The sequence below is a fragment of the Parendozoicomonas sp. Alg238-R29 genome, from assembly GCF_947331445.1.
Lineage (GTDB): Bacteria > Pseudomonadota > Gammaproteobacteria > Pseudomonadales > Endozoicomonadaceae > Sansalvadorimonas.
Genome location: NZ_CAMZOG010000071.1, coordinates 1 through 25,480, shown reverse-complemented (window position 1 = coordinate 25,480; position 25,480 = coordinate 1). Strand labels below are relative to the sequence as shown.

Here is a 25,480-nt window from a genome sequence, read left to right as displayed (position 1 = left end):
AAGAGAAGACTCTTTAGAAGAGAAGGAAGCTAAGAAGCTGTCCGATCAGCGAGGCCGCCATTTTACCGTGGAAGCTGTCGGTGTCAAGTGACTCATTTTCGTTAACTTCTTAAAAATCAATCAGTTAGCTTTCAATGAAGTGCATCTCAACGGTGTTGCCGCTAGCCTTGGCCGGTGACAACGAGGAGCGCATTTTACAGCGTTCCGCTTTGCTGTCAATGCTTGACTCTCAATTGAGAAGAGAAAGCATTTCGGCTGAGTTGCCGGTGACAACGAGGCGGCATTATAGGGATGCGGTAATTTTGGTCAAGGCATTCTTTATAAGCATTTATACAGTTCTTAATTAGCGTCTACGACCACCTCGCCCTCGCCCCCCTCTCCCTTTTCCACCACGGCGGTGTTGATGATGTGTTGGGAGTATTTCAACAGGCGATCTCCCTTTCTTTTTTGCATGGCTAGTTAAGAGCGACTTCATCTCACCAATCAAGAAATCAAAGACATTAATATTATCTTCTGGGATACAGGCCATTGCAGCACCAACCTGCATCGGTGCTTCAACCTTGAAAGCGGCACCACCAATTAACTGCTCACAGTTGTCTTCATTAAGATGCCCTTGTCTCATCACCTCTTGCACCTCCTCAACTGTAAACCCTCCCCGTTCAAGTAAAAGCACTATCGCTTCCAGTTGCAGACCAAGATGCTGGACAGGCTGCTTACTTAAGTTCAAACCATTGAGAACATCGACCACTTGATGGTTTGTTTTTAAGATCTGTCCTTGTTTTTCATTCAACTGAACCTTTCGCACATACGCTTGAGTTCGTTCACTCAACTGACAGAGGGCTGCTAAATGTGTAGGTAAACTTGCTGGATCACCACTTGGAACTGAAGATTTTTTCGTGTTTTCCGGCGGCAGGGAGAGTGCCCCTGAACCCGTATGAAGATCACTGTTCACTACCTCCTCATCACCACCTTCTTTTTTCTTCTTTTTTTTCTTTTTCTTCTTCTCACCACCCGCTGCAGCACTATCCTCTTTAGGAACTACAACAACCTTTTTCTTAAGCAGGTGTACCCCTGCATCAAACTCTGGAATTTCTCCAAATAAACGACCTTCATCTTCCAAATGCTTTTTGGGATAGACCTCTCTATGGGATTCTTGAGTAGTTGGTTCGTCATCTAGCTTGCCATGAGCATCTATCAAATGCTGATAATCTTTTTCTTTCATCCTAAAAGCTATTGCGCTATCGCTAAATAACTGCCCAAGCCCAACCTTCTTAGTAGCTACGTTTTCAATTTCTTCCTTAGTGATATACTTCCCTTTAAGAAGAAACTCCACCATTCCCTTTGCGGGCCAACGATGTTTTCTTCTTTTGAGAAGCTCACCATATATTTTCAATCTTTGAGGCAGGACTTCATCCAAAACCTCATCATCGAGTGTTCTGCACAGATCCAAGCAGGCTACTGCGTTGCCATAACCCCCTTCTGCTACAACAGCTTCAAAGTTAAATTTCTTCAAACCTGCCTCTTGTTGCAAAGCCAGTAACTCTCTTTTAAATGCATCGTCGATTGCTACTAACCCTTTTGCTGCATAAGGGCATTGCAAACATTGATCAATAAGGTAGAGCTTATAATCCAATAATCGAAAAAAACGCTCCTTCTTTTTAGTGTCTGGTGATTTAGCTAACTCAGTTGCAATATGAACGAGTTTCGCAATGACAAGAGCAACGTCTCCTTTTACTGCTGCAGTCCTGAAAAACTCAGCCTCAGCTTCCTGCAGTCCATCCACACTCATCGAGCACAGACTTGCTGTACACATCTGTGCCTGACCAGCCATTAGAGGATTATCAACATCAACCTTCTCAACTTTTGCGCCCTCAATGCAAAAACACTTCTCCAGCATTTCTCTACGCTGTAAACACCCATTGAGTACTCGTGGGAGTAACTTCATCAGGGGCTCTGGCAGATCTTTTTCATGGGATACATGCCAGCAACAGTATTGCCCATTCTTTTTTATTCCTACCGCCAAGTTATCAAGATTACTTAGCGCTTGGGCTGAATTCGCCGTATCTGTTGTCGCTTTACAAAGTTCGGAAGGTTTAAAACGTAACGAATCCATAGTGGCAATACCTGAATAAGGGTTGCCAATAGACCGTTATAAAGGAAGGAAATTGCTGACAAGGGAGTCAGTAAAGCTGAGAAAGGAAAGATTAAATAAGTGGAGCGGGTGACGGGAATCGAACCCGCGTGTTCAGCTTGGGAAGCTGACGTTCTACCATTGAACTACACCCGCCGGGAGTGTCATTTGATTCTAACTATACAATAAGGATCAACAATGATCCTTATCAACAACCTTTATAGCCACTTTTATAACAACAGTACTGTTAGCCTACCTCAATGGCCAGGGAAGTATCTTTTCCAGCCCCATGGCATACCGCATGACCTTTTTCCTTCCATAAGGAAACTTGCCACCAATGGCCAGCCCGATATTTCTTACGAACTTGAGCGGTAAGAAATCATTACTGAACAAATGGTAAAACACATCCATAACCATCTGCATGCGGGAGTTTTCCGGGCGACGCTTTTTCTCGTACTCAGAAAGCACCGCTAATGAGCCAAGGTCTTTGTTCTCTTCATATGCTTTACAAAGAATTTTTGCCACACAAGCCGCATCCTGAAAACCAAGATTAACGCCCTGACCTGCCAAAGGGTTAATAGTATGAGCCGCATCCCCTACCAGAACCACGCCTGGCTTTGCATAACAGGAGGCATGCCTGCGAGTAAGCGGGAAAAAGCTGCGTTCTACCAGAGACAAAAGTTCAGGCAACTCTTCGGGAAAGTGATCCCGGACTTCCTGCAGAAAGCCACTGTCAGATAACGCCATTAACCGTGAGACATTCTCTGGATGGTTATACCAAACCAAAGATGCGTAACCTCTCCCACCGGAAGACGGTAAAGGAAGTAATGCCAAGGGCCCGGTTGCAGTAAATGCCTGCCAGGTTATATCGAGAGGTCCAGCGGGAATTTCAACTGTGGCAACAAGAGCTCTCTGTTCATAATCATCACTGGAAAGGCCGATGCCGGACTGCTGACGTACAAAGGAGTTCGCTCCATCAGCACCAATGACAAGCTTTCCTTCTATAACACAGCCATTGTCCAAAGTGACTTGGGGGAATTGCCCAGTTCTATCAATTGACACTGGCTTCGCTGGAGATATAACACTGACACTATCCAGTGTGTCGATAACTTTATGAAGGGCGAGCTGAGTAATACGGTTTTCAACAATAAAGCCAAGTTCTTCTGTTCCGACCTCTTTGCAATCAAAAAGTGTTTGATTAAAGCGGGAGGAAACCGGTTTATTGGTCAGAGGTTCTTTGAGTTTTTCCCATACTGCCATTTGGCGGTATGGGCATAAACGCATGCTTTTAATATGGTTCCATGCCCCCAGCTTTTGCAAAAACTCTACGCTTGCCGGGCTGAGAGCAGAAACACGAATGTCGGGCACCGTGCCCACTTCAAAAGCTTTGGGAATAACAGGATCAACAAGGGCTACGCTTAACCCCGCCTGGCCAAGTGCACAGCCGATTGCGGCGCCAACCATTCCTGCACCAGCAATAACAACATCATATTGCTTGCTTACATCAGGACTGCCGGTTTCGTTATCCACAGTTTTCCCCTGTTATTGTCTTAATTCCGCTGTTGGCGCTACTGTGCACGAGCCTTGTGCCGTTCTCAAGAGGCCTTTAGCGTTCGTATTTCCATGTCTGGATACAGGTGCTTCAAAGCTTCTATATGAGTGCCATGGTTGATACAGGATTCCTTTTCTACCAGAGTCATGCTTTTCAGCTCAACATCGCGCCCTAAAGTCATGAATCTCAGGCGAGACATTGCAGACGTAAAAGGCGGCAAACTTGGGTTATGGGCAGCGTTAGCAGCATAACGGCCACAAGCTTTGGTGCCATCGGAAGCTTCCAGAGCTACACCTGCATAGCCACCAGTATAAGGGGCATAACTATGGCAAGCGGCATCCAGAGCTAACTTGGCCAACTCGTCACTTTCGCCACAGCGCAACTCTGCTCCTTTGCTGGAGAGGATGCCCCCTTCAATACCCAGATCGTTAGGACCAAAAGCTTCAGGCAGGTATTTGTCCAGAGTGTTGCAGCTGCTCTTTCCGTTAGCAGAAATAATCTTCACTTCCAGAGTGTCGGAACACTGCAGCTCATGGAGGAACTGTCGGCAATGTCCACACGGAGCGGCATTTACTGCCAGAGACTGAATGCTTGTTTCACCGTGCAACCAGGCATTGTTCACGGCAGATTGCTCACCATGGAGGGACATTCCCAGAACAGAGTTTTCAAACTCCATATTGGCGCCAAGGTAAAGGGCACCAGAACCACCACGGATAATTGCGCCAACATAGAATTTGGAAACAGGCGCTACAGAGCAGGCCGCAGCGACAGGAAGCAGCTTTTCGGGAAGATCACCAATCGAGATAGACAAACAGGAAGCCAACTCTTCAGCCTGATTGGCTGTAAGCATACCAGCCTGGGGGAAAAGCATGGTTTCAACAAGAGCACGGGCGTTAGACGCAAAACCATCCAGAACGCGGCTATCGAATGAAAACAAAGGCATAGACAGAAAACCACACAGTTGTCGGGAGTAATGAATTAACCGACAACCGCTCAAAAAGCAAACACTTGTTATTTAAAAAGATACATTTCTGCATCTTTTTTGATCTAACACCACCTTAACTCAGTTCATTCGGCTCTCTCTGGATTGATAAGCAACCCCGGTTAAACCATCCACTCTGGCAACAATTTTCACCCTCAAGCCAACGACTGGAAACCGGAAAACTGCTTTCCCGTTTTCAATATTAAGTGTCTCCAGCTTGCGGTTATCCGAGTTATATACAGTCACTTCACCACTGATTACCGGCTTGCCATTATCAAAAATCCGTACCGTTACTTGATCATCAAAGGGTATGCTGTATACATGAAGTCCGGCGTTTACATAACCCCCACTAGCAGTAAGGGAAACAGCCAACAACGATTTGAGCATTGGCTTACGGACTTTAAATAAGGATATTGAGTTAAACATAAGCGAGCCAACCTCCGAACTGAGCGGCAAAGCCCAAGGCGGAGCAAGGGTAGACCAGATACGTATTGGCGTAGCTGATATGGATACTAAAATGGCTCGCTTCACAAAATGGAACTGACCTCTCTGTGCATCCAATAGTTATTATGGATTCAGGAGCCGGCGGCTTAACGGTCTTTGAAGAGATCAGCCGAATGATGCCCTGGCTACCAGTGATTTACTGCGCTGATAATGCAGGATTTCCCTATGGGCCTCGTTCAGAAGAGGATGTTGTTCATCGGGTCAGCCATTACCTCGGCATTCTCTGTCAAAAACATACCCCCTCTTTAGCAGTATTGGCCTGCAATACAGCCAGTACTGTGGCTCTTACTCGCATTCGTAAAGAGCTGACCATTCCGATTGTTGGCGTTGTTCCTGCCATCAAAACGGCTGCTACTCATTCCCGCAACAAATGCATTGGTTTGCTGGCAACTCCTGGTACGGTAAAGCGCTCCTACACAGATAATCTGATTGAAGACTTTGCCAGTGATTGTGAAGTCATTCGTGCAGGTTCTACCCGCCTTGTACATTTGGCTGAAAACAAACTCCACGGTGAACCGGTTGAGCAACACGAGTTCGATGAGATTCTTGAACCTTTCAAATCAGCCCAAAAGAAGCCGGACCATATTGTACTTGGCTGCACCCACTTCCCTTTGGTGCGAGAAGAACTCAGCAAAAGCATGCCGGATGTAACATGGGTTGATTCGGGAGAAGCTATTGCCCGTCGAGTATCTTCTCTTTTGGGAGATATTACCCACACTTCTGACTCGGGTCCGGTTAGTGAAATGTCTGTAAACCATCTGGCCGTGTTTACCGGAGAAAATGAAGCCCTTGGATCTCTCGCGAGAGCCTTCAAAATGCGAGGTTTCGACGTTTTGGATCACCAGTTCTAACAATCGAATCACGTATTATTAATAGACAGTCAGGCTGACAAAAATCAGCCTGCAGACACTCCAATCAAACGCCCACCTCGCAACTACAAAACAAGACAGCCAGACGCCCCCTTCAGGATCACCATCCGACAATAGCGATGAAGAGGAACGTGCAGAAGAGGTGTGCAGTATGCTGGAATCACGAACTCTATTCCCAGTTACCCCTAAGACCCGTGAAAAAATCCGGAAATACGACCCAAAGCTTGATCGTTACCTGTTATCTATTAAATTCTCGACAGAAGAGCTGATAGTATTTCTGGAAACGCTTAAGAAAGAAATTCCCACCAGAGAACGGCGAACACTTACATCTCCCAGCGCCAGAGACGAGGACTTTAATCCCCAAAAAACCACGGTCAAAAAGGTAAAGCGAAAGCTGTTCACTCCGTCTTAAAAAACCAGCGAAATAATCGCTGGCTCCGATTCAAAAAAACCAACCAAAAGAGGCTTACAGAAGACGTGCGTCGTAATACGCCATCTCAGAAATCTTGTGATATTCAGTAGCCTGAACTGCAAATTTGTTGAAAGACTCATACACTCTTGTCGCCATTGGGTTACTTGCAGAAACCTCTTTAGCAACCTGCTCTGCAACAGTGTGCAGATTCTTCAGAACATCATCTGGCAACTTCAGAACCTGAACACCGTGATCATTCTTCAACTGCTCAAGCGCCATATTGTTACGGGCAGTGCATTCCAGGCATCCAGATTCACCGTGAATTCCAGGGTTGAACCTGGCTCATGCCATCCTGGGTAGTAGTAGTACTTGGCTGCTTTATACAGACCAAAGGCCATGTCGTTGTATGGGCCAATCCATTCAGTTGCATCAATGCTGCCGGTCTGAAGTGCAGTGAACAGTTCACCCCCGGGAACGTTAACCGGAGAACCACCCAGACGCTTAAGAACCTCACCACCCAATCCAGGGATACGCATCTTCAGGCCTTTCAGGTCGTCCAGAGATTCAATCTTGCGGTTAAACCAACCTGCCATCTGAACGCCGGTGCTACCACCAGCAAATGGCTTGAGGTTAAAGCCTGAGTACAGTTCGTCCCAAAGTTCCTGACCACCACCATTGTGGAGCCAGCTACTCATTTCCTGAGCATTCAGACCGAAAGGAACTGCGGTAAAGAATTGGGTTGCCGGATTCTTACCCTTCCAGTAGTAAGCACCACTGTGACCCATTTCTGCAGTGCCACTTTGCACACCATCAAAAACTTCCAGTGCAGGAACAATTTCACCAGCGCCGTATACCTTAATGTTCAGACGGCCAGCGCTCATGGTGTTAACCATTTCAGCAAAACGTTCTGGAGCTGTTCCCAGGCCAGGGAAGTTTTTTGGCCAGGAGGTAATCAGTTTCCAGTTAATGGTTTCTTTTTCAGAAACAGGGTTTGTTGATGTTTCCGGCGCACAGGTAAGTTCTTCTGTGGGACCACTGCAACCAGCGACTACGGCACCTGCCGCACCCACACCTAAAGCTGCAATTAACTTACGACGTTTCATCTGATTCGTTTCCCCTCTTTTATTATTGCTTTTATTGTTCTTACTTTATTAAGACGAAAACATACTATCCGGTCAGAAAAGTGAGTGCTACTTAATCACCTCAAAACAGGACGCAACTGCACGACTTTGAGGCAACTTAATCAATTGTTGTAGTTTTTTATTTTACAAAATACAGATTATCAACGGGTGTATTCGACAGAGACGCTTCAGGCATATCTCTCAAGTTTGAAGCAATCAGTCGTGAGTGCACATATTGATAAGCCTGGCAGGAAGGGCAATGGCTTATCAAGGCTGAACCTGACCATCGCTGCCAATAATCGAAACCTTCGAGCAGGTTTTCGAGAATAACATATTCCGGTGAGCCCAAGTTGGCTCGCTGAGGAGCAAGTGTTGCAAGTTCGGCACCATTACCAATCACAATCGTTTGACTGTCAGCAAGGTTGTCAGGCAAAAGAAAGGTATCGAGTTCCTTCCCCCACTTAAAGGTAAAGCTGGAGAAATCATTGAATCTGAATCAACACAACCGAGCTTTGATTTGAACCATTAATAGCTCGGTAAATTTTTTATTTATTGGTATTCTTTTTATCCACACACTTTGCGCAACTTTCACCCTAATGATTTCTATTCCAGATAAAATGTGACAAAAGGTCGCATTAAGTGCTCGAATAAGAAACGCTGGCAAAAAATACCCCGAACAAGCCGGGGTACTTTTCAAGCAGAAAACCTTATCAGGTGCACACATCTAATTTGGCGTAAGCAACCATTAGCCATTTGCTGCCCTCAGAATCAAAATTCACTTGAACCCGTGCCTGAGCGCCCTGCCCTTCAAAGTTGAGCACCACGCCTTCACCAAACATCTCGTGAAAAACCCGCTGACCCAAACGAAGATCAGTACCGGGAACATCTGCACTGGCAATCGCTCGTGACGTTGCTGTCACTGGGCGACTGATACTGGCATTCAAACGCACTTCATCCATCAACTCACGGGGAATCTCCCGTAGAAAACGGGATGGGCGGTTAATCGTGTCCTGACCATGAAGCCTGCGGTTTTCGGCATAAGTCATGTAGAGCTGATCTTCTGCACGGGTAATACCCACGTAGCAAAGACGGCGCTCTTCTTCCAAACCGTCAGGATCTTCCATAGACATTTTGTGAGGGAACAAGCCTTCTTCCATTCCTGCCAGGAAGACCAGTGGGAATTCCAGGCCTTTGGCGGAGTGCAGAGTCATCATCTGTACACTGTCGGTGAACTGATCAGCCTGATTATCACCGGCTTCCAACGCCGCATGCGCAAGGAACGCATCCAGCGGCGCCAACGCCTCTTGCTCTTCATCATCAAAGACTTCTTCCGGGTCAAACTCCCGGCAGGCGGATACCAGTTCTTCAAGGTTTTCAATACGGGCTCTGCCCTTTTCACCTTTCTCTTTCTGATATAACTCAATCAGGCCACTGATCTGGATGCAGTGGTCAGCAAACTCGTGAAGGGGCAGGCTCTCACCGGAAGCCGACAATCCTTCTATAAGTTCAATAAAGTTATTCACAGAGCTCGATGCCCGGGCAGTCAGCAGTTTCTGGCTAATCATCTGCTTGGCTGCCTGCCACATGGGCACCCCGGCACCACGAGCTACATCACGAATAGACTGTACAGTTTTATCACCTATGCCTCGGGGAGGAACATTAATAACCCGTTCCAAAGACGTATCGTCATTAACATTATTGGAGAGGCGCAGATATGCCATAGCATTTTTAATTTCTGCCCGCTCGAAGAATCGCTGTCCGCCATAGATGCGATAAGGAATACCACAACGCAGCATGGATTCTTCAAGAACCCGCGACTGGGCATTGGAACGATACAGGATGGCAATATCACTACGGGCCATTCCACCATCAACAGCGCTTTGAATACGATCACTGATAAAGCGAGCTTCATCCACTTCATTGAAGCCGGAATACACCCGAATAGGATCGCCATCAACACCGTCTGTCCACAGCTCTTTGCCTAAACGGCCTGGGTTGTTATCAATCAGTGTGTTGGCCGCTTTCAGGATGGTACCCGTTGAACGGTAATTTTGTTCCAGCCTGATAGTTTTGGCGTTGCTGAAGTCACGGGTGAAATTGTGGATATTTTCAATTTTCGCGCCACGCCAACCATAGATTGACTGGTCATCATCCCCCACTACCATCATGTTGTCGCGCTCACCGACCAGGTTGCGCAACCACGCATACTGTACAGAGTTAGTATCCTGGAACTCATCCACCAGCACATAGCGAAAGCGATCACGGTAATGATCACGAAGTTGTATGTTGGTCAGCCAGAGTTCATTAGAGCGCATCAGAAGTTCTGCAAAGTCCACCACTCCCAGCTGCTGGCACTGCTCTTCATAAGCGGTGTACACGGCGTGCATGGTTTTCTCATATAAATCGTGGCCAGGATCATAGTGTTGCGGGCGCAGGCCTTCATCTTTCTTGCCGTTAATAAACCACTGCGCCTGACGGGGCGGCCATTTGCTGTCATCCAACCCCATAGTTTTCATAATACGTTTCACAATTCGAAGCTGGTCATCGCTATCGAGAATCTGAAAGTTCTCTGGCAAGCCAGCTTCCTGCCAGTGAGCACGCAGTATCCGGTGAGCAAGACCATGGAAAGTGCCAACCCACATGCCACGCACGGGCATATCCAGCATCTCTTCAATACGTCCACGCATTTCTGCGGCGGCTTTATTGGTAAAGGTCACTGCCATGATTGACCACGGAGATAAGTTTTCCGTTTGCACCAACCAGGCAATCCTGTGTACCAGCACCCGGGTTTTACCACTACCTGCACCGGCCAGTACCAAGCCAGAACTGAGCGGAAGAGTAACGGCTTCACGCTGGGCATCGTTCAAAGAATCAAGAATTGCGGTGACGTCCATAGCTCTAATCAGTGGCTCCGGTGAGATAGGCTTGAATATTCCAGACTGCCAAGTGTAACGAAAACGGCCGCCGGTGTTTATCCGGTGTTAAATCTGCAGATGCCATATCAATGCACAACATATATTCAGACAACTACATTTTTTCCCATATTGAAAAAACAACACACGTCGTTAAACTGACAAAAACTGATATTTTGCAAGTATCAGCCGCAATTTTGACTTGCCATTAATGGCTGGTTTCGGCTTAATAAATTTAGAACGGAAGCACCAAAAAATAAGAACAGGGTAAGGATGCCCAGAGCATTACCAAAAGGTGTAACTTCCTGAGCCTATGAATCAAACGGCCCAACAATCCAATAAACCTCTAGACCTCCCCGTTGTCGACACTGACAAGGGCTGGCTGAAGACCCGGGTGCGCGCCGAACAACTCAAACACCTGCACAAAGGCTCTCTTCGATTATTTCTTATTGTTGGCCTCTGTTCCGCTCTGACATTTCTGTTGTTATGGTCTGCCCAAAGCTATCTTCCTGCTGCCATCATTGCGGCTGGCTTTGTTGGATTCGGCTTGCTGCGAAGTCGCATGACCAAAACATTTCTTTCCAGTGGGTTAGACCTTTCAAAACGGCAGAAAGTCTGGTTCCTCTTTTTTAATCTTGCCAACTTTATTGCCAGCCTGTTCCTGACAATCGCTGTGATAACGTTCTTTCCTCTGCATCACATGATGAACTTGGTCATTCTCTGCACAGCAATGGCGGCCATTATTTTCTCTTGTGCTGCTCTTTATTCGAGCTACCTTCCAGCTTTTTTCTTTTTCTCTATACCACTGACCTTGGGTGTATCAGGCTGGCTGTGGTTAAGTTCTCCAGATGACTTCCGTAACTGGGCTCTTGCAGGCCCGGTACTGTTGACCTTTATGTCTTACCCTGCCTTGTATGTTCATAAGGTTTCGATAACGGGTCTCACCCGACATTTTATGAACCAGGCTCTCAGCAAAAGACTAGCCAAAGAAAATCGTAAAACAGATGAGGCCCGCCAGGACCTGGAAGAGACCCGGGCTAATCTCGAACACATTGTCTCCAATCGCACCCGTGAGTTGACCCGCACTAACACCCGTCTCAACGATGAAATTGTTCAACGGGAAGAAGCTAGTCAGGCCCTTCAGGAAAGTGAACAACGCCTGACTCAGGTTCTGGATGCCAGTCGTCTTGGGTTCTGGGACTGGAATATGGGAGAGGAGCTGATTTATCACAGCCGGTTCAAAGAACTGTTTGGCTACGATATTGAGCAGCTGGATGGTTTTAAAGGACACCTCGAGCACCTAATTCACCCGAAAGACAGCCTTTCTGTTCGACGGGCCATCATCTCTCACCTTCGGGGCAAAAAAGAGCTGTACATTGCCCGCTATCGTATCCGCCATGCAGAAGGCCACTGGGTTTGGGTGGAAGATCGCGGTCAGGTTGTTGAGTGGGATGAAAAAAAACGTGCCTCAAGAATGCTGGGCACCCGTCGGGATATCAGCTTTGAACGGCAATATGAGCAGGAATCCAGACTGGCTCTAACTGTATTTGAAAATACCAGCGATGCGATTTTTGTTCTCAATACCCGCTTCAAATTTATGACCGTGAACCGGGCTTTCCGGGATTTAACGGGATACACCGATGAAGACCTGCTTGGTAAATCTACACTCGACCTTCACCCAGAACACGGCAGCTCAGACCGTTACCGGGAGATGCTGGAAACCTTATCTATTGAGGGCCATGTTCAGGGGGAAATCAGAGAGCACCGAAAAGATGGTGAAACATTCCCTATCTGGATTCAGATCAATGCAGTAAAGGATAACAGGGACAACCTGATTCATTACGTTGGCCTGTTTAAGGACCTTACCCAACACAAAGAGACGGAAGAGCGGCTGCGCTACCTTTCCAACTATGACTCCCTGACCGGCCTTGCCAACCGGACACTGTTTCAGTCCCGCCTCCATGAAGCGCTGAAAATTGCAGAAAAGGATAGTAAGGAACTGGCGGTGATCATGATCGACCTGGACCGGTTTCGGCAGATCAATGACTCCCTGGGGCATTCGACCGGTGACGAGCTACTTCGCCATGTATCCCGCAGATTGCTTCGCCATACGGCGCGGATGCACACAACAGCACGACTGGCCAGTGATGAGTTCGCCATTGTTATTGATAACTGGACTGACAAGGAAATTCTGGAAGAACTCTCAAAAGAGATCATTAAAACCCTCAGCACACCCTACACCATCGACAACCATGAACTGTTAATCGGTGCCAGTATTGGAATATCCCGCTTCCCTGAAAATGGCCGGGAGTTGCAGGGGCTGATCTCCCAGGCAGATACGGCGATGAATCAGTCCAAGTATCTGGGCGGAAACACTGTGCAGTTTTTCAATGACAATATGCGCACCTCATCCCATGAGAGAATGATTCTTGAGAGAAATCTTCGACAGGCCATTGATGGCGACCAGCTGGAGGTTTTCTACCAGCCCAAGATGACTTTGGCAGAAGGCTCTATTACTACCGCAGAAGCACTTGTTCGCTGGAATCACCCGGAAGAAGGGCTGGTGATGCCAGGCAAATTTATCGCTCTGGCCGAAGAGACCGGCATGATTGGTGATATCGGTGACTTTGTACTGGAGCAATCCTGTCGACAGGCTCGATCCTGGCTGGATCGTGGCTGGGAAATCCGGGTTTCAGTGAATATCTCTGCCCACCAGCTTCGTAAAGGAAACCTCGCTAAACAAGTTCGGGAAACGCTCCAGAGGACTGAACTGCCTGCCTATCTGCTGGAACTGGAAATTACCGAGAGTCAGTTGATGGACGATATTGAGCAGTCCATCGAAATGCTGACGCTGGTGCGAGATCAGGGTGTAACCCTGAGTATTGATGATTTCGGTACTGGTTATTCCTCTCTGAGTTACCTGAAACGTTTGCCCGTTGATACCCTCAAAATAGACCGTTCCTTTATCTCTCACCTGGACAGTAATGATGATGACTCGGCTATTACCCGGGCGATCATCGCTATGGCTCACAGCCTCGACTTACGGGTTGTGGCAGAAGGTGTTGAGAATCGCTCACATATTGATTTCCTTCAGAAACATTCCTGCGATGAAGTACAGGGTTACTTTATCAGCAAGCCTCTGCCTGTGAGGGAGTTTGATAAGTTCCTTGCCCACCGCCTGCAGATAACGGCTTAATTTTTTGTTTCCTTCTATATTGAAATAATCCTCTTCCTGCAAAGGAGGAGATTACCCGCTTTACTGATAAGGGTGGGAAATGAAATTCAATACAGCAGAAAGCACACAAGGAGGTGTTCGTGTCTGCCAAAGTCTTTATCGGGATCAGTCTGGATGGCTATATCGCTGACCGCGACGGCGGACTGAACTTTCTGACTGACCCACCTAACCCCAACAACTTGGATTACGGATTTGTTGAGTTTATGCTCAAAATTGATGGTTTAGTGATTGGTCGCAAGACTTTCGAAGCCATTCGTAAATCTTCACCCAGGTGGCCTTTTTCCAAACCAACTTTTGTACTCAGTAAAACCCTGAAAGCAGCTCCTGAAGAATTAAAAGGGAAGGTCGAGGTATTCGCTGGTACACCTCACGAAATTGTCAGAGCAATGAAAATGAAGAAATCGAATCGCCTGTACATTGATGGGGGTCTGGTTATTCGGAGCTTTCTTGACGAAGACTTGATTGATGAAATGACTATTATTCAGATGCCCGTTCTACTTGGCGGAGGCACCAAGCTTTTCGGTACCCTTACCTCACATATGGAATTCGAACATATTAATACCGAGATTTTCCAAAATGGCTTAATCAAAACACGATACAAACGAAAACATTAATCTCCATACAAAACATTCACCCATATTCCACCGCCCAGCTGGCCGGGCAGCCCTGCATAAGACCATACGGGATTTAACTATCGAGCTTTTAGGAACGGCAAGGCTGCCAGGTGATGCTGTAGCTGAACGCCTCGGCTGTTCAGAGGCATCCAGCTTGATTCTTGCATTCACCCGATGAACTGACAAGACACCGAGGTGATACAGAAGAAAAACTTAAGAGGCTTTCGCCTGTTCGGCCTCAAACTCTTTTATCGGCTCCCAGTACAAAGTACCCAGCAAAATATCAAACACTGGCAGAGTAATATTGAAGTTTGCAGCCGTCATCAGTTCACGCTTATGATGCAGAACATGGGTATGACGCATCTGCTTCCAGCCCGGAATACAGAGGAAAATCTTCTCAGCCCAGTCACCCCGTGGAATGTGGTAGCTGAAGTGCATCACTTCATAAAACAGGTAACCGCTAATGCCGGCAGCAGCATAAATGTAAGCGACATTATCGCTTACCAGCATTTGTAGAAGATAACCGCCTGGAAGAATTAACCCGAAAATAAAAGCAAAGATCAGATAGACCGGAAACAGAACAACCCGCCAATCTCGAAGGCTCTGGTAGTCCATCGCTCGCTCAAGAAAGAAGGTATGGTGATCACCGGTATGGCGCTTATAAAACAATCCACCGACTTTGGTTTTTCGATGCCCTAACCAACGGTGTGCATAATATTCGGCAAAGTTCACCACCAACATTGTGATGGGAAAGGTCAGCCACGCCATAAGTGAGGCATCAACCACCTGCCCCAGCGAATATATAATCACTGCAAGCCCAACACTGGCAACAGACAACATATGCAGCCAGCCACTGTAACCTGGTTTGATTTCAGCGCGATACTTGGCTCGAAAAGCCTCCATTGCAGCTTCATTCATCACAGCCATACCTTCACCTTTTATTCTTATTTTGATTCGAAAGTAAAACCAGCTTATCTACCGCTTGTTTTAAGGTCTAATTGATAATACAAAAGATCATTATCACTAAAACAAATAATAGACAGTGAAACTCAACCTGCGTTCTCTGGATCTGAACTTACTGCCAGTATTCGATGCCTTGATGCGAGAGCAGCATCTTTCTCGGGCTTCTGATCAACTAGCAATGAGTCAACCTGCCGTAAGCAATGCCCTTAAACGACTGCGTCAGTCTTTTAATGATGATCTCTTTGTTCGCACATCCCGGGGTCTGAAACCCACACCAAGAGCGATAGAGATTCACAGTGCAATTCAACCTGCATTACAGATGATTCAGCACGGCTGCATGGAGCAGAGCTTTGATCCCGGTACTAGTGATCAAACTCTGAACATCACCATGAATGCTGCTACAGAATATTTGATAGCTCCATTATTAATGGCCTGGATTCGCAACGAATCACCAAATACGACAGTGAAGCTACACCCGGATCATCTGGATGATATTCCTGCTCAGTTAAAGGATGGAATGCTCGACTACGCCATAGATTATGTATCCTACGCCCACGACCAGTTCCGCTCTTTTGTTTTGGGTCTGGAAGATCTGAATATAGTTTGTGCTCGTAACCACAAGGTATTGAAAGGTGGGATCACACTGGAGCAGTTTGAAACCTTGCCGCAGGTGACTCTGGTTCCCCGTTCAAACATCACTGCCAATATGAGTCATCGACGAGGAACACCTATCGAGCAGCTAATGGGGAAGGATTTACCCAATCGCAATCTGGCTATGCATGTATCCAGTTTTGTTGCGATTCCGGATATTGTTGCCAGCACAGACTTGATCGCAATCGTTCCCAGCCGCCTTGCACAACAGCCCCGATACAAGGACACAATCCAGTGCCTGCCTGTACCGTTTGAATACCCTAAAGTTGAAATACGTTTGCTGTGGCACAAAAGCCGGAATAATGATGCTAGCCATCACTGGTTTATGGAAAGAGTTCAGAGGCTGGTAGAACTTTTACCGTAGCCCCAGCACCTGATTACCTAAAACTTCCACTTACCCTCAACAGCTCCACCGAATCCATCAAAGCCATCACCATGAAGGGCTTCAACGCCCAAAGAAGGGGTGAAGCTATCCATGCTGTAGAGGATCAAACTACCCAGATACCACCGCTCGAAATCAGTTGATGAATATCCTGTCACCTGGAAGGATGAAACATCCAGCTTATCGCCCTTACGAATATCCGTCATGGCTGCAAACGTCCGGGAGTGTGATAAACCCCAACAATCATCTTTCTGAATACCATTGATAAGTTGTCTGCTAGAGCTGCTGGAAGTCAGGTGCAGAGTAGATCGAAAGACGGAGTAATAGGATGAGGACAAAACCGATGACCTATTGGATGTCAGAATTGCGGCCACAACCACCTACAGCTAAAACATAGGCTTTCAAGTGTTCTGGCAATTGGCTTTGTTCTACAAGGCGAGTGAACTCCTCAACTGTTGCGGTGTCTCCCATTCTGTTGGCTGCGTGTAGCCCGCTTTCGAGTTCTCTGTTGTCGGCTATAAGTAGTGTGGCTTTATGTAAAGGGGTTAGAGAACTGTTTAAAACCAGTGTGCAAAAATGAAGTATGGTTTGAATGTTACCGCCATAAAACGATGCATAGAGGCCGCTGATTTCAGTACTTCCTTTTGCTCCCAAGATTTCTGCCTTCGCAGCAGATGAGAGGTTGCAGGAAAGAATCTCTTCGGCAAATGCCATAATGGCGGAAGCGTTGTTCTGGCTAAAGGCCATTGCAAGGCTTGGAGGACGGCCTGCTTCTTGCGCCAGCAAGCGCTGAACCTTGTCTTTCTCCGAGAGTTGGTGATTCTGTATGGTTTGCCTGACATATTCCATGGCATCAACTCCAACAGCAGACATCGTTCCAAATGTATTGGAGAAAAGTGCAAAGGACAGCAAAACCGGTGACGGCTCCCCATAGAATTGGGCACTACATTGTTGTGGACAATCTACCGTTTCAGTACTGGTGATGTGCCCGGTCGGGTTTTCTCCGGGAAAGTAACTCTTGATAAGGGCTTCATCCAATACATGGTTGAGTCGAAAGTTTGCTGCATGCTGTGGCCCCGGTAGGACAACTTTTCTGTGCCTTGTTGTGTCGTTGGGGTCATAAAAGGTTATGAGCAGTCTGTCGCTCTTACGGCGAAACCGCAGTGCCATGGCGTGGTTTGAACTATAAAACACGTAGTTTTTTGTGGAGATATAACTGGACATATCGTCCCAGTACTTTTCAATCAAGTGGTGAATAACTTGCGGAAAAAATTCAAGATGAAAATAGTATCCTTCCTGAGGTAAATGCTGGTGATATTGTTCGTGATAATCCACCTGAAACGCTGGGTGGGTAGCGATCTTTTCTGGCGTATCAACTTCATCGAATGAGTGCTCTGGTGTTCCGAAAGCATTCATGGCATAAGCATAAGATAAGTGGCGGCATAAGACGGGCTGGTCGTTCACCAAAGCTTTCCCGTTGAGAGGGGAAAAGGGCTTCTTGGAATAGTAAATTAATCCACTGGAGGGCATAACATGATGAATTCTTCTCTGGGCAATGAGTTTGCTGCGTTTTTTTTCTAAGGAGGCTGTACTGCAAGGTGTCAGATACCTCTCAGGAGCGGCGGTATTTTCAGCGGATGCTATCGCGGCGAGAGCTGTTGCATGACTAGAAACGTTCTGCATACTTCCGTTGATCATAATGGTCTCACAGAAACACGGTTATATACATCTTCAGTGTAAACGGATGTTCTTTTCAGGAAATGAGACGTTAGTAGGGGCTCTTGCTCTCTCGCTGTCCTCGCATCAGGCTCTTAACCGGCTGAACAGGGTAGTCTTCTGGACGGTTTCGACTGCCTGTGCGTCGGGGATATCTTCCATCATCTCAGTCAGCTTCTGACGGGAGGTGTGCAGGTCGTTGGTTTCCTCCATATGGAGAGTGGCGAGATTCTCGGAGAGGTTGAAGGCGCTGATGATTTGTTGGCTCACATGGATGGGCAAATACGGAATATCTTCCGGTTTGCTTTCTATAGTGGCCTGAGAACCAGTGAATTGATTGGCTTAACGTGGGATAAGGTCGATTTCCTTAATCGAAGGGTGTTAGTGAATGAGGCTTACGTTGATGGAAGTATGCAACCATTGAAGACAGCAGGTAAAGGTGTTGTCGAGCGAAGTGCCCTGTTGTTAGATCCGGCTCTGGAAGCACTCAAAGCACAAAAAGAACACTCCTTTCTTGAAGGCAGCCTTGTCTTCCATAATCCCTACAGAATGAAACCTTGGCTACACGAAAACCAAGTGCGCAGGATAGGTTGGAAACCGGCCTTTAAAAAATCTGGGGTACGCTATCGTAACCCGTATCAGACCCGTTATACCTACGCCCATATCATGATTGAGAACAACGAGAATATCTGGTGGCTGGCGAATCAAATGGGACACACTGGTATTGAGATGATTAACCGCCATTATGGTGGTTGGCTTGAAGTCGCAGTGGACGTTTACAAACCGAACAAGCTTTTCACTGCAGAAATCCTCTCCGAAGCAGAAAACGCCTGATCTGCGTCCGAAAACCCAAGAGCTAAAACTTCCCCTTCAAGAGGCATTTATAGAGGTGCTCCAGAGGCCTTTAGGGGAGAAAGGGGCAGTGATGGGGCTGAAGAAACCGAAAGTAGACGTTTATATGCGTTTTTTAAAGGAGAGGTAACTATTTGAATGCTGAGCAAAAAAAGGCTGGAAGCGCTTGAAGTCGCTTCCAGCCGTTTCGGTCGGGGGGGGATTTGAATTGTTCTCTACATCCCTTTGTAATAGGGGTGTTGGTGTTATCTGAGTGGTTTGGTGTAACTACAGGTGTAACTATAAACTTTTGCTATCCCCGTTTTTTCGCCTTTGACGATTCAACAGGGCAATAGCCGACTTAAACCATAATCTCTCCCTTTCTTGCTCCAGATCAATAATTCGTTGCTGTTCTGTCTCGTAAGTGCGCCAGTGTTTTCCCTTGGGTTTTGGGCGGTATTGACTTCCTGAAGATAGGTCTGAGGTATTCCAGTTGGCCTCAGGCCAGAGCTGTTTTCTTAGGGTTCTGATATGGTCTGCCAGATAATTTAGTCGAGTTGTGTTCTGGCTTTCGTAGGCAGGGTTCACGCAACGTCTACAGGCAAGGTCTCCAGCCAGATACAGTAAGGCGCAGCGACGGTGACATATTGGACAGAGGTACCAGAACCGCATTCCGAAAGTCACAGTTGTTTGCTCTAGCTTTATTACGTAGCCGGTGTTCTGTCCTTTCCTTCCCTTAGGAACAAACAATCCAGCTTTGCCCCTGAATATTGCTAACTGTTTACCATTCGAGTATTTCCAGACAATGCCTCGGTCGGGAGGCAAAGCCACCAGCATTTTCAACTCTTTAAGTGATATTTTGGGGTAGTCACCAGTGTGAGAACGAAAGCGGCCATGGGATAGTAGATTCAACTCTACGCCCTAAATCATTTGGGAAAAGTAAGATTAACTTAGCTTTTCATGGGTAGTCGGCTGGTGGAGTAGTCATTTGTTTGTGGCGGTCGGTTTAACGCGTAACGCTAACCCTTTGCCGTCTGCGAGGTTGTATTCCCGGTCTTGTAGCTTGGCTTGCTTTATTTGGGTTGCGGTCAGGTGGGTCGTCTGTCTTGGCATAATAGTAACACCGCTACTGCGGTAAATTCTGTGGTGTTACTACAGATGTTACTATCAGAATTGGCTCTTACCAACCTTAAATAATCGCTACCAACCCTGTAGTTTAGAGGGATTTTTGAAAGAGTTAATCGTTAACAAACTTTGTTGATTGTGGTGTTGGTGGAGGCGGGGGGATTTGAACCCCCGTCCGCCGATACTCCGCCCTTGGCTCTACATGCTTAGATCCGCCTTTGGTTTAATCCTGCCATGACCCAGCGGTCGGGGTAAGGCAGCACGAGCCTGTTAGGTTTTAACCGATCAAAGCCAGGCGCAGATCACGGCGAGTCCATCTGCAATGACGGTCTGAATATCACCCGATAGACGGGGCGAATAGACCGGGAACCAGTTGCTGTTTAGGCAGCTGCGGCAGCCAGGCTGTCGTTCGCAGGGATATGATTCATATCCAGAGTTGCGAAAGTTCCGAGGTTAGTTGTTTTGGCAACTAATAAATAACAGTTATTGTTTTGCGAGAGCTACTGTCACCTCTCGGCATGCACCTTGGAGTTCGTGATCGTCGTCGAATCCTAATCGCCCCCCGGAACACTAAAGATTTAGCTCAGTACGGCAGTTCCAGCAAGTTAGACACCAAAATTTCTGGCCAGTTCCGGAAGTATTCACAGGTAATTACTGCAAAAGTTCGTGATCTTTAGGCAGTTGTTTGACTATCCAGAGAATCAGCCGGTGCTTCATTCCCGGGCCATGTTCCTTGTCCTCTGGAAGGGGTGTAATGAGCTTGTCCTTCACCAGAAGACGATAAATGCATTCAACCTTATCTTTTGGTGAAATTCCTTTACCAAAGTCCTTGTAGCCCCGTTTTACGGCGAATTGTGTACCTACACTCAGGGCAAGCTTGAGTAATTGAGCTTCATTCTTATGCTTCTTCATTTGCGTACTGTCTCAGCAACCGATTCTGAAAATTTAGCTTAGATTGTCTAGAGCTTGTTCAAGCTGTGCCCAATCACTCTCTTTTTCTGGCAAACCAAAGCGAAGTCCATCCTTCTCATCAAGTAAGCGGGTAAAGATTCCAGATCCGCAAAAATCATGATGCAGCTTTTGTGCATTGTTTACCTTAACGCTGGTAAATAGCAAAGTGCTATTCAGTTTTTCGAATGTCCCCTCCAACAGGTTGTGGAGCCTCTCGCTGGCTTGCCCAAGAAACTGTCGGTTACTCTTTTGCCATGCTGTATCACCTAAGGCCGTTTTCCCAATCTCCCGGATGGGACCAGGAACAGTCCATGGGCCAAGGTGTTCCTGTATTGAAGACAGAACATCCTGCTGAGCCAACACAAACCCCATGCGAATACCGGCCAGGCCAAAGAACTTACCAATAGAACGCAATACCACAAGATTCGTTAAAGGTGTTTTATGGCTGATGCTGAATTCCGGAGTGCAATCCATAAACGCTTCATCCACAACCAGCCAGCTGTTGCGTTCTGCTAAAACGGTATGCCAATCCATAAGCGCAGATGCATCAACCCGATGCCCGGTAGGGTTGTTCGGGTTTATAACCAGCACCACATCAGCTTTATCCAACTGCTCTGCCGTTGGCTCACCGTTATAAAGAAGAACTTCATAATCATGTTTTCCCCAGGCATTGCGATGCTCCCGATAACCGACGGAAGGAACAGCAACTGTTTTGCTTTCAGGGAAAAGTTGCCTGCGAACCAGAGGCAAAGCTTGAATAGCCGCCTGAGAACCAGCAACAGGAAGCAGCGAAGAACACTGAAAGTATTCACACGCAGCATCTACTAATCCATCATCATCTTCAGGCAGACGGTTCCAGGCAGCCATGGGAATATTCGGCACCGGATAACACCGGGGGTTCACTCCGGTAGATAGATCCAACCATTGCTCAAGTGGGATGTTGTATTTCTGAGAAGCTTCCCGCAGCTTCCCTCCGTGGGTGAGCATAGGCTTATTTGTCCAGAAAGATATCGATGATGGAGTGGCCGCGATTATCCCGACGAATAGCTCCGATTTTCACAACGATAGGTGCAGAAAAGCAAGGCCCATCAACAACCAGACTGTGGAAACTCAGCCCATTGTGAGTCTCTACACCTCCTGTGCAGAATGCTGCGGATTACATGGCGTTATGGAATGCAACGCCGGCCATAACCAGCCATAAACTGTGCACAGGCCATTTGATCGCGAGCTTCCAGGTCACTGCCATCTTCTACCGCACGAGGTAGATACTGCATAATCATTTCAATAGCTTTGCTGGCAGCGGCATCTGTCATCGGATTGGTATTTGTGGAAGCGTAAGCCTCAATCGCGTGCGTCAGTGCATCCATACCGGTAGCGGCTGTCGGAAACAGATTCCCAGCATGTCGCTCTCGGCATGAAAGATCCGAAGATGCCGGAGTTCAGCTATGTACAGGAACTCGCTGACGCAATTATCGAGGGTATGGACCCCATGATTCAACTCGACCAGCCACTGGCTGATGGCACAGCGGTGCCTGTTATTGTGAATAACGCTGGTGTTTGGCTATTAACTTTCAATCCAAACAGTTATGAGGCTGAATTCTGTTATGGGCAATCTGACCCTTCAGAGCAATGAACTCCTCCTTACTCATGGTGACTTGTACTTGAGAAAAAGGAGTTTGTTTAACAGAAAATGGGGATGGTAAGGCCATGAGGACAATATAGTCGTCGCAGGATGTCTATATGAAAATCTATGGGATCATCAAACACTTACCATCCCGAAGCACAAAAATCATAACCAATTGTTTTTATTGTTATTTTTTTAACAAATTAGAGCTGTTAGGAATACTAACAGCTCTGTGAGTGATATCTGACACATCTCCATTCAAACTGCTGTATATACCTCCAGAAACGAGGGTTTTCCCATGCAAAATCTGCCTTCAAATACCTTGTCTGAACTATGCAATAACCTGCTCTCAGCCATTAGCGAAACAAAACATGCTGTAATAAAAACAGCCAAGATGGGTGTTGCCCTTTTCTGCGGATACTACGTTGCTTTCTATAATACTACGGCTTTGTTCATGGCACCGGTTTTCACTGACCCGAACACCGAAGCACGTAATCAATACTTGAAAGCTATCGAAGATAACTACACAGAGATTGGCAACAGGATCATTAAGGTCTGGAACGCTCCCTAATGCTTTCGAGATATGTTTTATAGGGTATTTTAAAAATTACGTTTTGGCTTGTTCTTCCAGGTTAGACTGAGACTCTGACGATTCACTATCAGACAGGCCATTACGCAGAATATTTTCCTGGTGGGCTTCGATACCCAGCACAACCCAACGTTAACCTCAAAAACTCCAGTTCATCCTGAATACAGCTCAGCTGCCAGTGTTGTAACAACTCTCCTCTTCTAAGGTGCTGATTCAGTAATGGATAAAGACTGTTCCTAATGCAATCATCGCCAGCATTAACAATGGGCAATTGCATTAACCCTTCTACACTCGATTCTACATCCTCACCTTTACAGTGCTTCTTCAGTTCAGAGGTAATCAGCTTAAGTCCTTTCACTATCTTTTCTTTTGCATCCCCGGGGATAACCCAAGACTTGTGAGGCGTTATCATGCAGATTTCCCTTGCCTGCTTCAAAAGAGCGAACCCCCTGGTTAACTCATTAGTAGCCGCTGCCTCTATATCTGTACCACTAATAACCGGGAAACAGTAGTTCAAATCAGTAAGTGTAAGAACGTATGCCAACACTGGAACAAATGTGGGTTGCGCAACATCGGAGGCAGGGGCTGTAACATCACCTGACCATGAGTTTAAATCTTGATACTCTGAGCTTGCTACCAGATCAGTGACTTGATATTCCGACTCATCATTTACAACACCAATTGCAATGTCATCACACTCAATGCTATCGCCTTCAACAGTAAAAGAGGGAGCCACAGCTCCTGTAACACTCTCAACTTGAGGTTTGTGTTCGCCCGCCATTGCAATACGTTTTTCTTCGGATGTGTTATCTGGCCACTCAAGTTTTTTGTGTTTATTTTTCTTGCTCAGTTGCTCCATAAGACTGGTACATTCTCTATAAATAGAGGAGGCTCTGTTCATTTCTTTACACAATTCCTCTTCGTTGATCCATTTAACGAGTTGACCAAGCTGGTCTTGCAACACAGGGGCTAACGGCGAGGTTCGTAAAGCCAAGTTCAGAGACTGCTGGGTTGCGAACACAAGGTTTCTCCTTGTTTTGTGACAAGGAATTTCGGGAGCAATAGTTCGTAGTTCCAGAACTTCATCAAGGCAGGCTTGTTTGAGTTGTGTAGCATTTTCCATTTCAATAATCGCGCTACCCCAAACTTTACATACCGATAGTTTCCATTTTCTATGAAATTCGTCGTCTCTCAATATAAATATGAAACTCCGTGCCACTAAACATCGCCTACGGTATTTAGCCAGCGCAGAGGCTATGGGTTCGTAGTTACCTTTAAACCTTTTTTGAGCACTCATCCAGGCGGCTTGTAATCCCATAAAACATTCTTTCAAATAGATACCTCTGGCTGTATTTATCCTTTTACAAGGCACTCCTCCTTGATGCATCTTTTCGATTTCAGGAATTTTGTTAATAAGAGAAACGACTCTCCCTGCAGCACTTGAAAGATCACTGTCCGTTCTCCGCCTACCCTTTGGGGTCAGGTGAGCGAAAACATCGTTAAGCTCATTGTCTATGTCGAAGAAATCTAAACCAACTCCTAACTCCAAAGACTGGCCAGGCGTCGCGAAATCAGGACAATAATCAATAACCCCTGAATTATATAAAGCTTTCAGCCGCGAACATAATTCCTCAGGCCAAACTCGCTCGTTTTTACCACACCCCGCAACCTCTCCATCAACCTTTTTCGGGGCTTTCTCAGGTTGGCTGAAGAAAGTGAGGGGTTGAAACAGAAATAGCCTTCAGGCAAAGATTGATTTGAACGGATCAACTTTACTGAAGGATCAGTACATGTCTGCAACACCCTCACTCCGCCCTATGTTCTCATTTCTTGGCTGGGTAATCGACCATATAGATATCGACTGGGATAATTCCAGCGCAACGGTTTATCTGCGCAGAGATGGTCGTCTACAGCAACTGAAATGCAGTCAGTGCCACAACTCTATGGGGAAGATGAGGGAGACAGAGCGAACTGTGCTGGACTTGCCGCTGGGCACCCTCAGTGTGCAGTTGCATTTCACTGTTTACCAAGGGCGCTGCTCACACTGCAAGCATTTTGAAACCATCACACCTCCTGGGCTGGCGCCCAAGGCACAGGCCACCGACCGCCTGAAACAGCATGTCAGCCACCTATGCCGATACATGCCATGCAATAAGGTGCCAGAGTTCATCCCTATCTCCCATCACACCGCGCGGCGCTGGGATAAAGAGGTGCTCATGAAGACTCTGCCTGCACCTGATCTGGATAACATACGAGCACTACTGATTGACGAGAAGTCCATTGGCAAGGGGCACCACTATCTGACAGTTGTCCTGA

22 protein-coding genes, 1 tRNA gene, 1 other RNA gene and 3 pseudogenes are annotated in these 25,480 nt (G+C 46.8%); 9 read left to right on the top strand and 18 right to left on the bottom strand.

The window, feature by feature from the left end; all coding sequences use genetic code 11:
• Window positions 1-343: 343 nt before the first annotated feature.
• From QMA35_RS16195 to QMA35_RS16175, 5 genes are all read right to left on the bottom strand, one after another.
• Window positions 344-2,113 carry a hypothetical protein gene (locus tag QMA35_RS16195; protein WP_281648192.1) on the bottom strand — a complete coding sequence of 590 codons (1,770 nt, stop codon included), beginning with the start codon at window positions 2,111-2,113 and terminating at the stop codon, window positions 344-346.
• A 100-nt stretch (window positions 2,114-2,213) separates the two neighbouring features.
• Window positions 2,214-2,287 (bottom strand) — tRNA-Gly (locus QMA35_RS16190).
• Between the two features lie 96 nt (window positions 2,288-2,383).
• Complete coding sequence (locus tag QMA35_RS16185) at window positions 2,384-3,661, bottom strand: UbiH/UbiF/VisC/COQ6 family ubiquinone biosynthesis hydroxylase (RefSeq protein ID WP_281648191.1); 1,278 nt, start codon at window positions 3,659-3,661, stop codon at window positions 2,384-2,386.
• 65 nt (window positions 3,662-3,726) lie between these two features.
• The gene (gene cdd, locus QMA35_RS16180; RefSeq protein ID WP_281648190.1) at window positions 3,727-4,626 is read right to left on the bottom strand and encodes a cytidine deaminase; all 900 of its coding nucleotides are present in this window, start codon (window positions 4,624-4,626) and stop codon (window positions 3,727-3,729) included.
• Between the two features lie 120 nt (window positions 4,627-4,746).
• On the bottom strand, window positions 4,747-5,091 hold the full coding sequence (locus QMA35_RS16175; protein WP_281648189.1) for a hypothetical protein: 345 nt from the start codon (window positions 5,089-5,091) through the stop codon (window positions 4,747-4,749).
• A gap of 125 nt (window positions 5,092-5,216) precedes the next feature.
• Between QMA35_RS16175 and murI the strand changes: the two genes are divergently transcribed.
• Window positions 5,217-6,020 (top strand): glutamate racemase, encoded by an 804-nt coding sequence (murI, locus tag QMA35_RS16170; protein WP_281648188.1) that lies wholly within the window; start codon window positions 5,217-5,219, stop codon window positions 6,018-6,020.
• 169 nt (window positions 6,021-6,189) lie between these two features.
• Window positions 6,190-6,450 carry a hypothetical protein gene (locus QMA35_RS16165; RefSeq protein WP_281648187.1) on the top strand — a complete coding sequence of 87 codons (261 nt, stop codon included), beginning with the start codon at window positions 6,190-6,192 and terminating at the stop codon, window positions 6,448-6,450.
• A gap of 54 nt (window positions 6,451-6,504) precedes the next feature.
• On the opposite strand, the pseudogene QMA35_RS16160 reads toward QMA35_RS16165, so the two are convergent.
• The 3 genes and pseudogenes from QMA35_RS16160 to uvrD all read right to left on the bottom strand — a co-directional run bounded on the left by QMA35_RS16160 (window position 6,505) and on the right by uvrD (window position 10,465).
• Window positions 6,505-7,553 (bottom strand): annotated as a pseudogene (locus tag QMA35_RS16160) (TRAP transporter substrate-binding protein).
• Between the two features lie 157 nt (window positions 7,554-7,710).
• A complete protein-coding gene (locus tag QMA35_RS16155; protein ID WP_281648186.1) occupies window positions 7,711-8,004 on the bottom strand; it encodes a hypothetical protein in 294 nt (97 codons plus the stop codon).
• A 277-nt stretch (window positions 8,005-8,281) separates the two neighbouring features.
• Window positions 8,282-10,465 (bottom strand): DNA helicase II, encoded by a 2,184-nt coding sequence (gene uvrD / locus QMA35_RS16150; RefSeq protein WP_281648185.1) that lies wholly within the window; start codon window positions 10,463-10,465, stop codon window positions 8,282-8,284.
• Window positions 10,466-10,796: 331 nt separating this feature from the next.
• On the opposite strand from uvrD, the gene QMA35_RS16145 reads away from it, so the two are divergent.
• Both QMA35_RS16145 and QMA35_RS16140 read left to right on the top strand, forming a co-directional pair.
• Window positions 10,797-13,679, top strand: coding sequence for an EAL domain-containing protein (locus QMA35_RS16145; RefSeq protein WP_281648184.1), 2,883 nt, complete (start codon window positions 10,797-10,799; stop codon window positions 13,677-13,679).
• Between the two features lie 119 nt (window positions 13,680-13,798).
• Window positions 13,799-14,332 carry a dihydrofolate reductase family protein gene (locus QMA35_RS16140; RefSeq protein WP_281648183.1) on the top strand — a complete coding sequence of 178 codons (534 nt, stop codon included), beginning with the start codon at window positions 13,799-13,801 and terminating at the stop codon, window positions 14,330-14,332.
• Window positions 14,333-14,545: 213 nt separating this feature from the next.
• On the opposite strand, the gene QMA35_RS16135 is transcribed toward QMA35_RS16140, so the two are convergent.
• Window positions 14,546-15,259, bottom strand: a complete 714-nt coding sequence (locus QMA35_RS16135) for a sterol desaturase family protein (protein ID WP_281648182.1) — start codon at window positions 15,257-15,259, stop codon at window positions 14,546-14,548.
• 115 nt (window positions 15,260-15,374) lie between these two features.
• On the opposite strand from QMA35_RS16135, the gene QMA35_RS16130 reads away from it, so the two are divergent.
• Window positions 15,375-16,310, top strand: a complete 936-nt coding sequence (locus QMA35_RS16130) for a LysR substrate-binding domain-containing protein (RefSeq protein WP_281648181.1) — start codon at window positions 15,375-15,377, stop codon at window positions 16,308-16,310.
• 17 nt (window positions 16,311-16,327) lie between these two features.
• On the opposite strand, the gene QMA35_RS16125 is transcribed toward QMA35_RS16130, so the two are convergent.
• Window positions 16,328-16,534, bottom strand: coding sequence for a hypothetical protein (locus QMA35_RS16125; RefSeq protein ID WP_281648180.1), 207 nt, complete (start codon window positions 16,532-16,534; stop codon window positions 16,328-16,330).
• A gap of 142 nt (window positions 16,535-16,676) precedes the next feature.
• Complete coding sequence (locus QMA35_RS16120; protein WP_281648179.1) at window positions 16,677-18,026, bottom strand: ShET2/EspL2 family type III secretion system effector toxin; 1,350 nt, start codon at window positions 18,024-18,026, stop codon at window positions 16,677-16,679.
• 207 nt (window positions 18,027-18,233) lie between these two features.
• On the opposite strand from QMA35_RS16120, the gene QMA35_RS16115 reads away from it, so the two are divergent.
• Entirely contained in the window at window positions 18,234-18,878 is a 645-nt protein-coding gene (locus QMA35_RS16115) for a site-specific integrase (RefSeq protein WP_281648178.1), read from the top strand.
• 297 nt (window positions 18,879-19,175) lie between these two features.
• On the opposite strand, the gene QMA35_RS16110 is transcribed toward QMA35_RS16115, so the two are convergent.
• The 6 genes and pseudogenes from QMA35_RS16110 to QMA35_RS16085 all read right to left on the bottom strand — a co-directional run.
• Entirely contained in the window at window positions 19,176-19,787 is a 612-nt protein-coding gene (locus tag QMA35_RS16110; RefSeq protein ID WP_281648177.1) for a hypothetical protein, read from the bottom strand.
• 72 nt (window positions 19,788-19,859) lie between these two features.
• A complete protein-coding gene (locus QMA35_RS16105) occupies window positions 19,860-19,988 on the bottom strand; it encodes a hypothetical protein (protein ID WP_281648176.1) in 129 nt (42 codons plus the stop codon).
• 157 nt (window positions 19,989-20,145) lie between these two features.
• Window positions 20,146-20,563: a transfer-messenger RNA gene (gene ssrA, locus QMA35_RS16100) on the bottom strand.
• Window positions 20,564-20,651: 88 nt separating this feature from the next.
• The gene (locus tag QMA35_RS16095) at window positions 20,652-20,912 is read right to left on the bottom strand and encodes a DUF5062 family protein (RefSeq protein ID WP_281648175.1); all 261 of its coding nucleotides are present in this window, start codon (window positions 20,910-20,912) and stop codon (window positions 20,652-20,654) included.
• Window positions 20,913-20,945: 33 nt separating this feature from the next.
• Window positions 20,946-21,938 (bottom strand): threonine-phosphate decarboxylase CobD, encoded by a 993-nt coding sequence (cobD, locus tag QMA35_RS16090; RefSeq protein WP_281648174.1) that lies wholly within the window; start codon window positions 21,936-21,938, stop codon window positions 20,946-20,948.
• A gap of 203 nt (window positions 21,939-22,141) precedes the next feature.
• Window positions 22,142-22,333 (bottom strand): annotated as a pseudogene (locus QMA35_RS16085) (iron-containing alcohol dehydrogenase); the annotation flags it as partial.
• A 32-nt stretch (window positions 22,334-22,365) separates the two neighbouring features.
• Here QMA35_RS16085 and QMA35_RS16080 point away from each other — a divergent pair.
• Both QMA35_RS16080 and QMA35_RS16075 read left to right on the top strand, forming a co-directional pair.
• Window positions 22,366-22,584 carry a hypothetical protein gene (locus QMA35_RS16080; RefSeq protein ID WP_281648173.1) on the top strand — a complete coding sequence of 73 codons (219 nt, stop codon included), beginning with the start codon at window positions 22,366-22,368 and terminating at the stop codon, window positions 22,582-22,584.
• 289 nt (window positions 22,585-22,873) lie between these two features.
• Complete coding sequence (locus QMA35_RS16075; RefSeq protein ID WP_281648172.1) at window positions 22,874-23,146, top strand: hypothetical protein; 273 nt, start codon at window positions 22,874-22,876, stop codon at window positions 23,144-23,146.
• Window positions 23,147-23,246: 100 nt separating this feature from the next.
• Here QMA35_RS16075 and QMA35_RS16070 read toward each other — a convergent pair whose 3' ends face one another.
• Window positions 23,247-24,713 carry a hypothetical protein gene (locus QMA35_RS16070; protein ID WP_281648171.1) on the bottom strand — a complete coding sequence of 489 codons (1,467 nt, stop codon included), beginning with the start codon at window positions 24,711-24,713 and terminating at the stop codon, window positions 23,247-23,249.
• A 241-nt stretch (window positions 24,714-24,954) separates the two neighbouring features.
• Between QMA35_RS16070 and QMA35_RS16065 the strand changes: the two are divergent.
• Window positions 24,955-25,480: pseudogene (locus QMA35_RS16065) on the top strand (hypothetical protein); the annotation flags it as partial.

Coding starts and splice junctions, on each gene's coding strand:
- QMA35_RS16195 (WP_281648192.1), bottom strand. CDS start 2,113: ATGGATTCGTTACGTTTTAAACCTTCCGAACTTTGTAAAGCGACAACA.
- cdd (WP_281648190.1), bottom strand. CDS start 4,626: ATGCCTTTGTTTTCATTCGATAGCCGCGTTCTGGATGGTTTTGCGTCT.
- QMA35_RS16175 (WP_281648189.1), bottom strand. CDS start 5,091: ATGTTTAACTCAATATCCTTATTTAAAGTCCGTAAGCCAATGCTCAAA.
- QMA35_RS16165 (WP_281648187.1), top strand. CDS start 6,190: ATGCTGGAATCACGAACTCTATTCCCAGTTACCCCTAAGACCCGTGAA.
- uvrD (WP_281648185.1), bottom strand. CDS start 10,465: ATGGACGTCACCGCAATTCTTGATTCTTTGAACGATGCCCAGCGTGAA.
- QMA35_RS16145 (WP_281648184.1), top strand. CDS start 10,797: ATGAATCAAACGGCCCAACAATCCAATAAACCTCTAGACCTCCCCGTT.
- QMA35_RS16135 (WP_281648182.1), bottom strand. CDS start 15,259: ATGGCTGTGATGAATGAAGCTGCAATGGAGGCTTTTCGAGCCAAGTAT.
- QMA35_RS16125 (WP_281648180.1), bottom strand. CDS start 16,534: ATGACGGATATTCGTAAGGGCGATAAGCTGGATGTTTCATCCTTCCAG.
- QMA35_RS16120 (WP_281648179.1), bottom strand. CDS start 18,026: ATGATCAACGGAAGTATGCAGAACGTTTCTAGTCATGCAACAGCTCTC.
- QMA35_RS16105 (WP_281648176.1), bottom strand. CDS start 19,988: ATGCCAAGACAGACGACCCACCTGACCGCAACCCAAATAAAGCAAGCC.
- QMA35_RS16095 (WP_281648175.1), bottom strand. CDS start 20,912: ATGAAGAAGCATAAGAATGAAGCTCAATTACTCAAGCTTGCCCTGAGT.
- cobD (WP_281648174.1), bottom strand. CDS start 21,938: ATGCTCACCCACGGAGGGAAGCTGCGGGAAGCTTCTCAGAAATACAAC.
- QMA35_RS16080 (WP_281648173.1), top strand. CDS start 22,366: ATGAAAGATCCGAAGATGCCGGAGTTCAGCTATGTACAGGAACTCGCT.
- QMA35_RS16075 (WP_281648172.1), top strand. CDS start 22,874: ATGCAAAATCTGCCTTCAAATACCTTGTCTGAACTATGCAATAACCTG.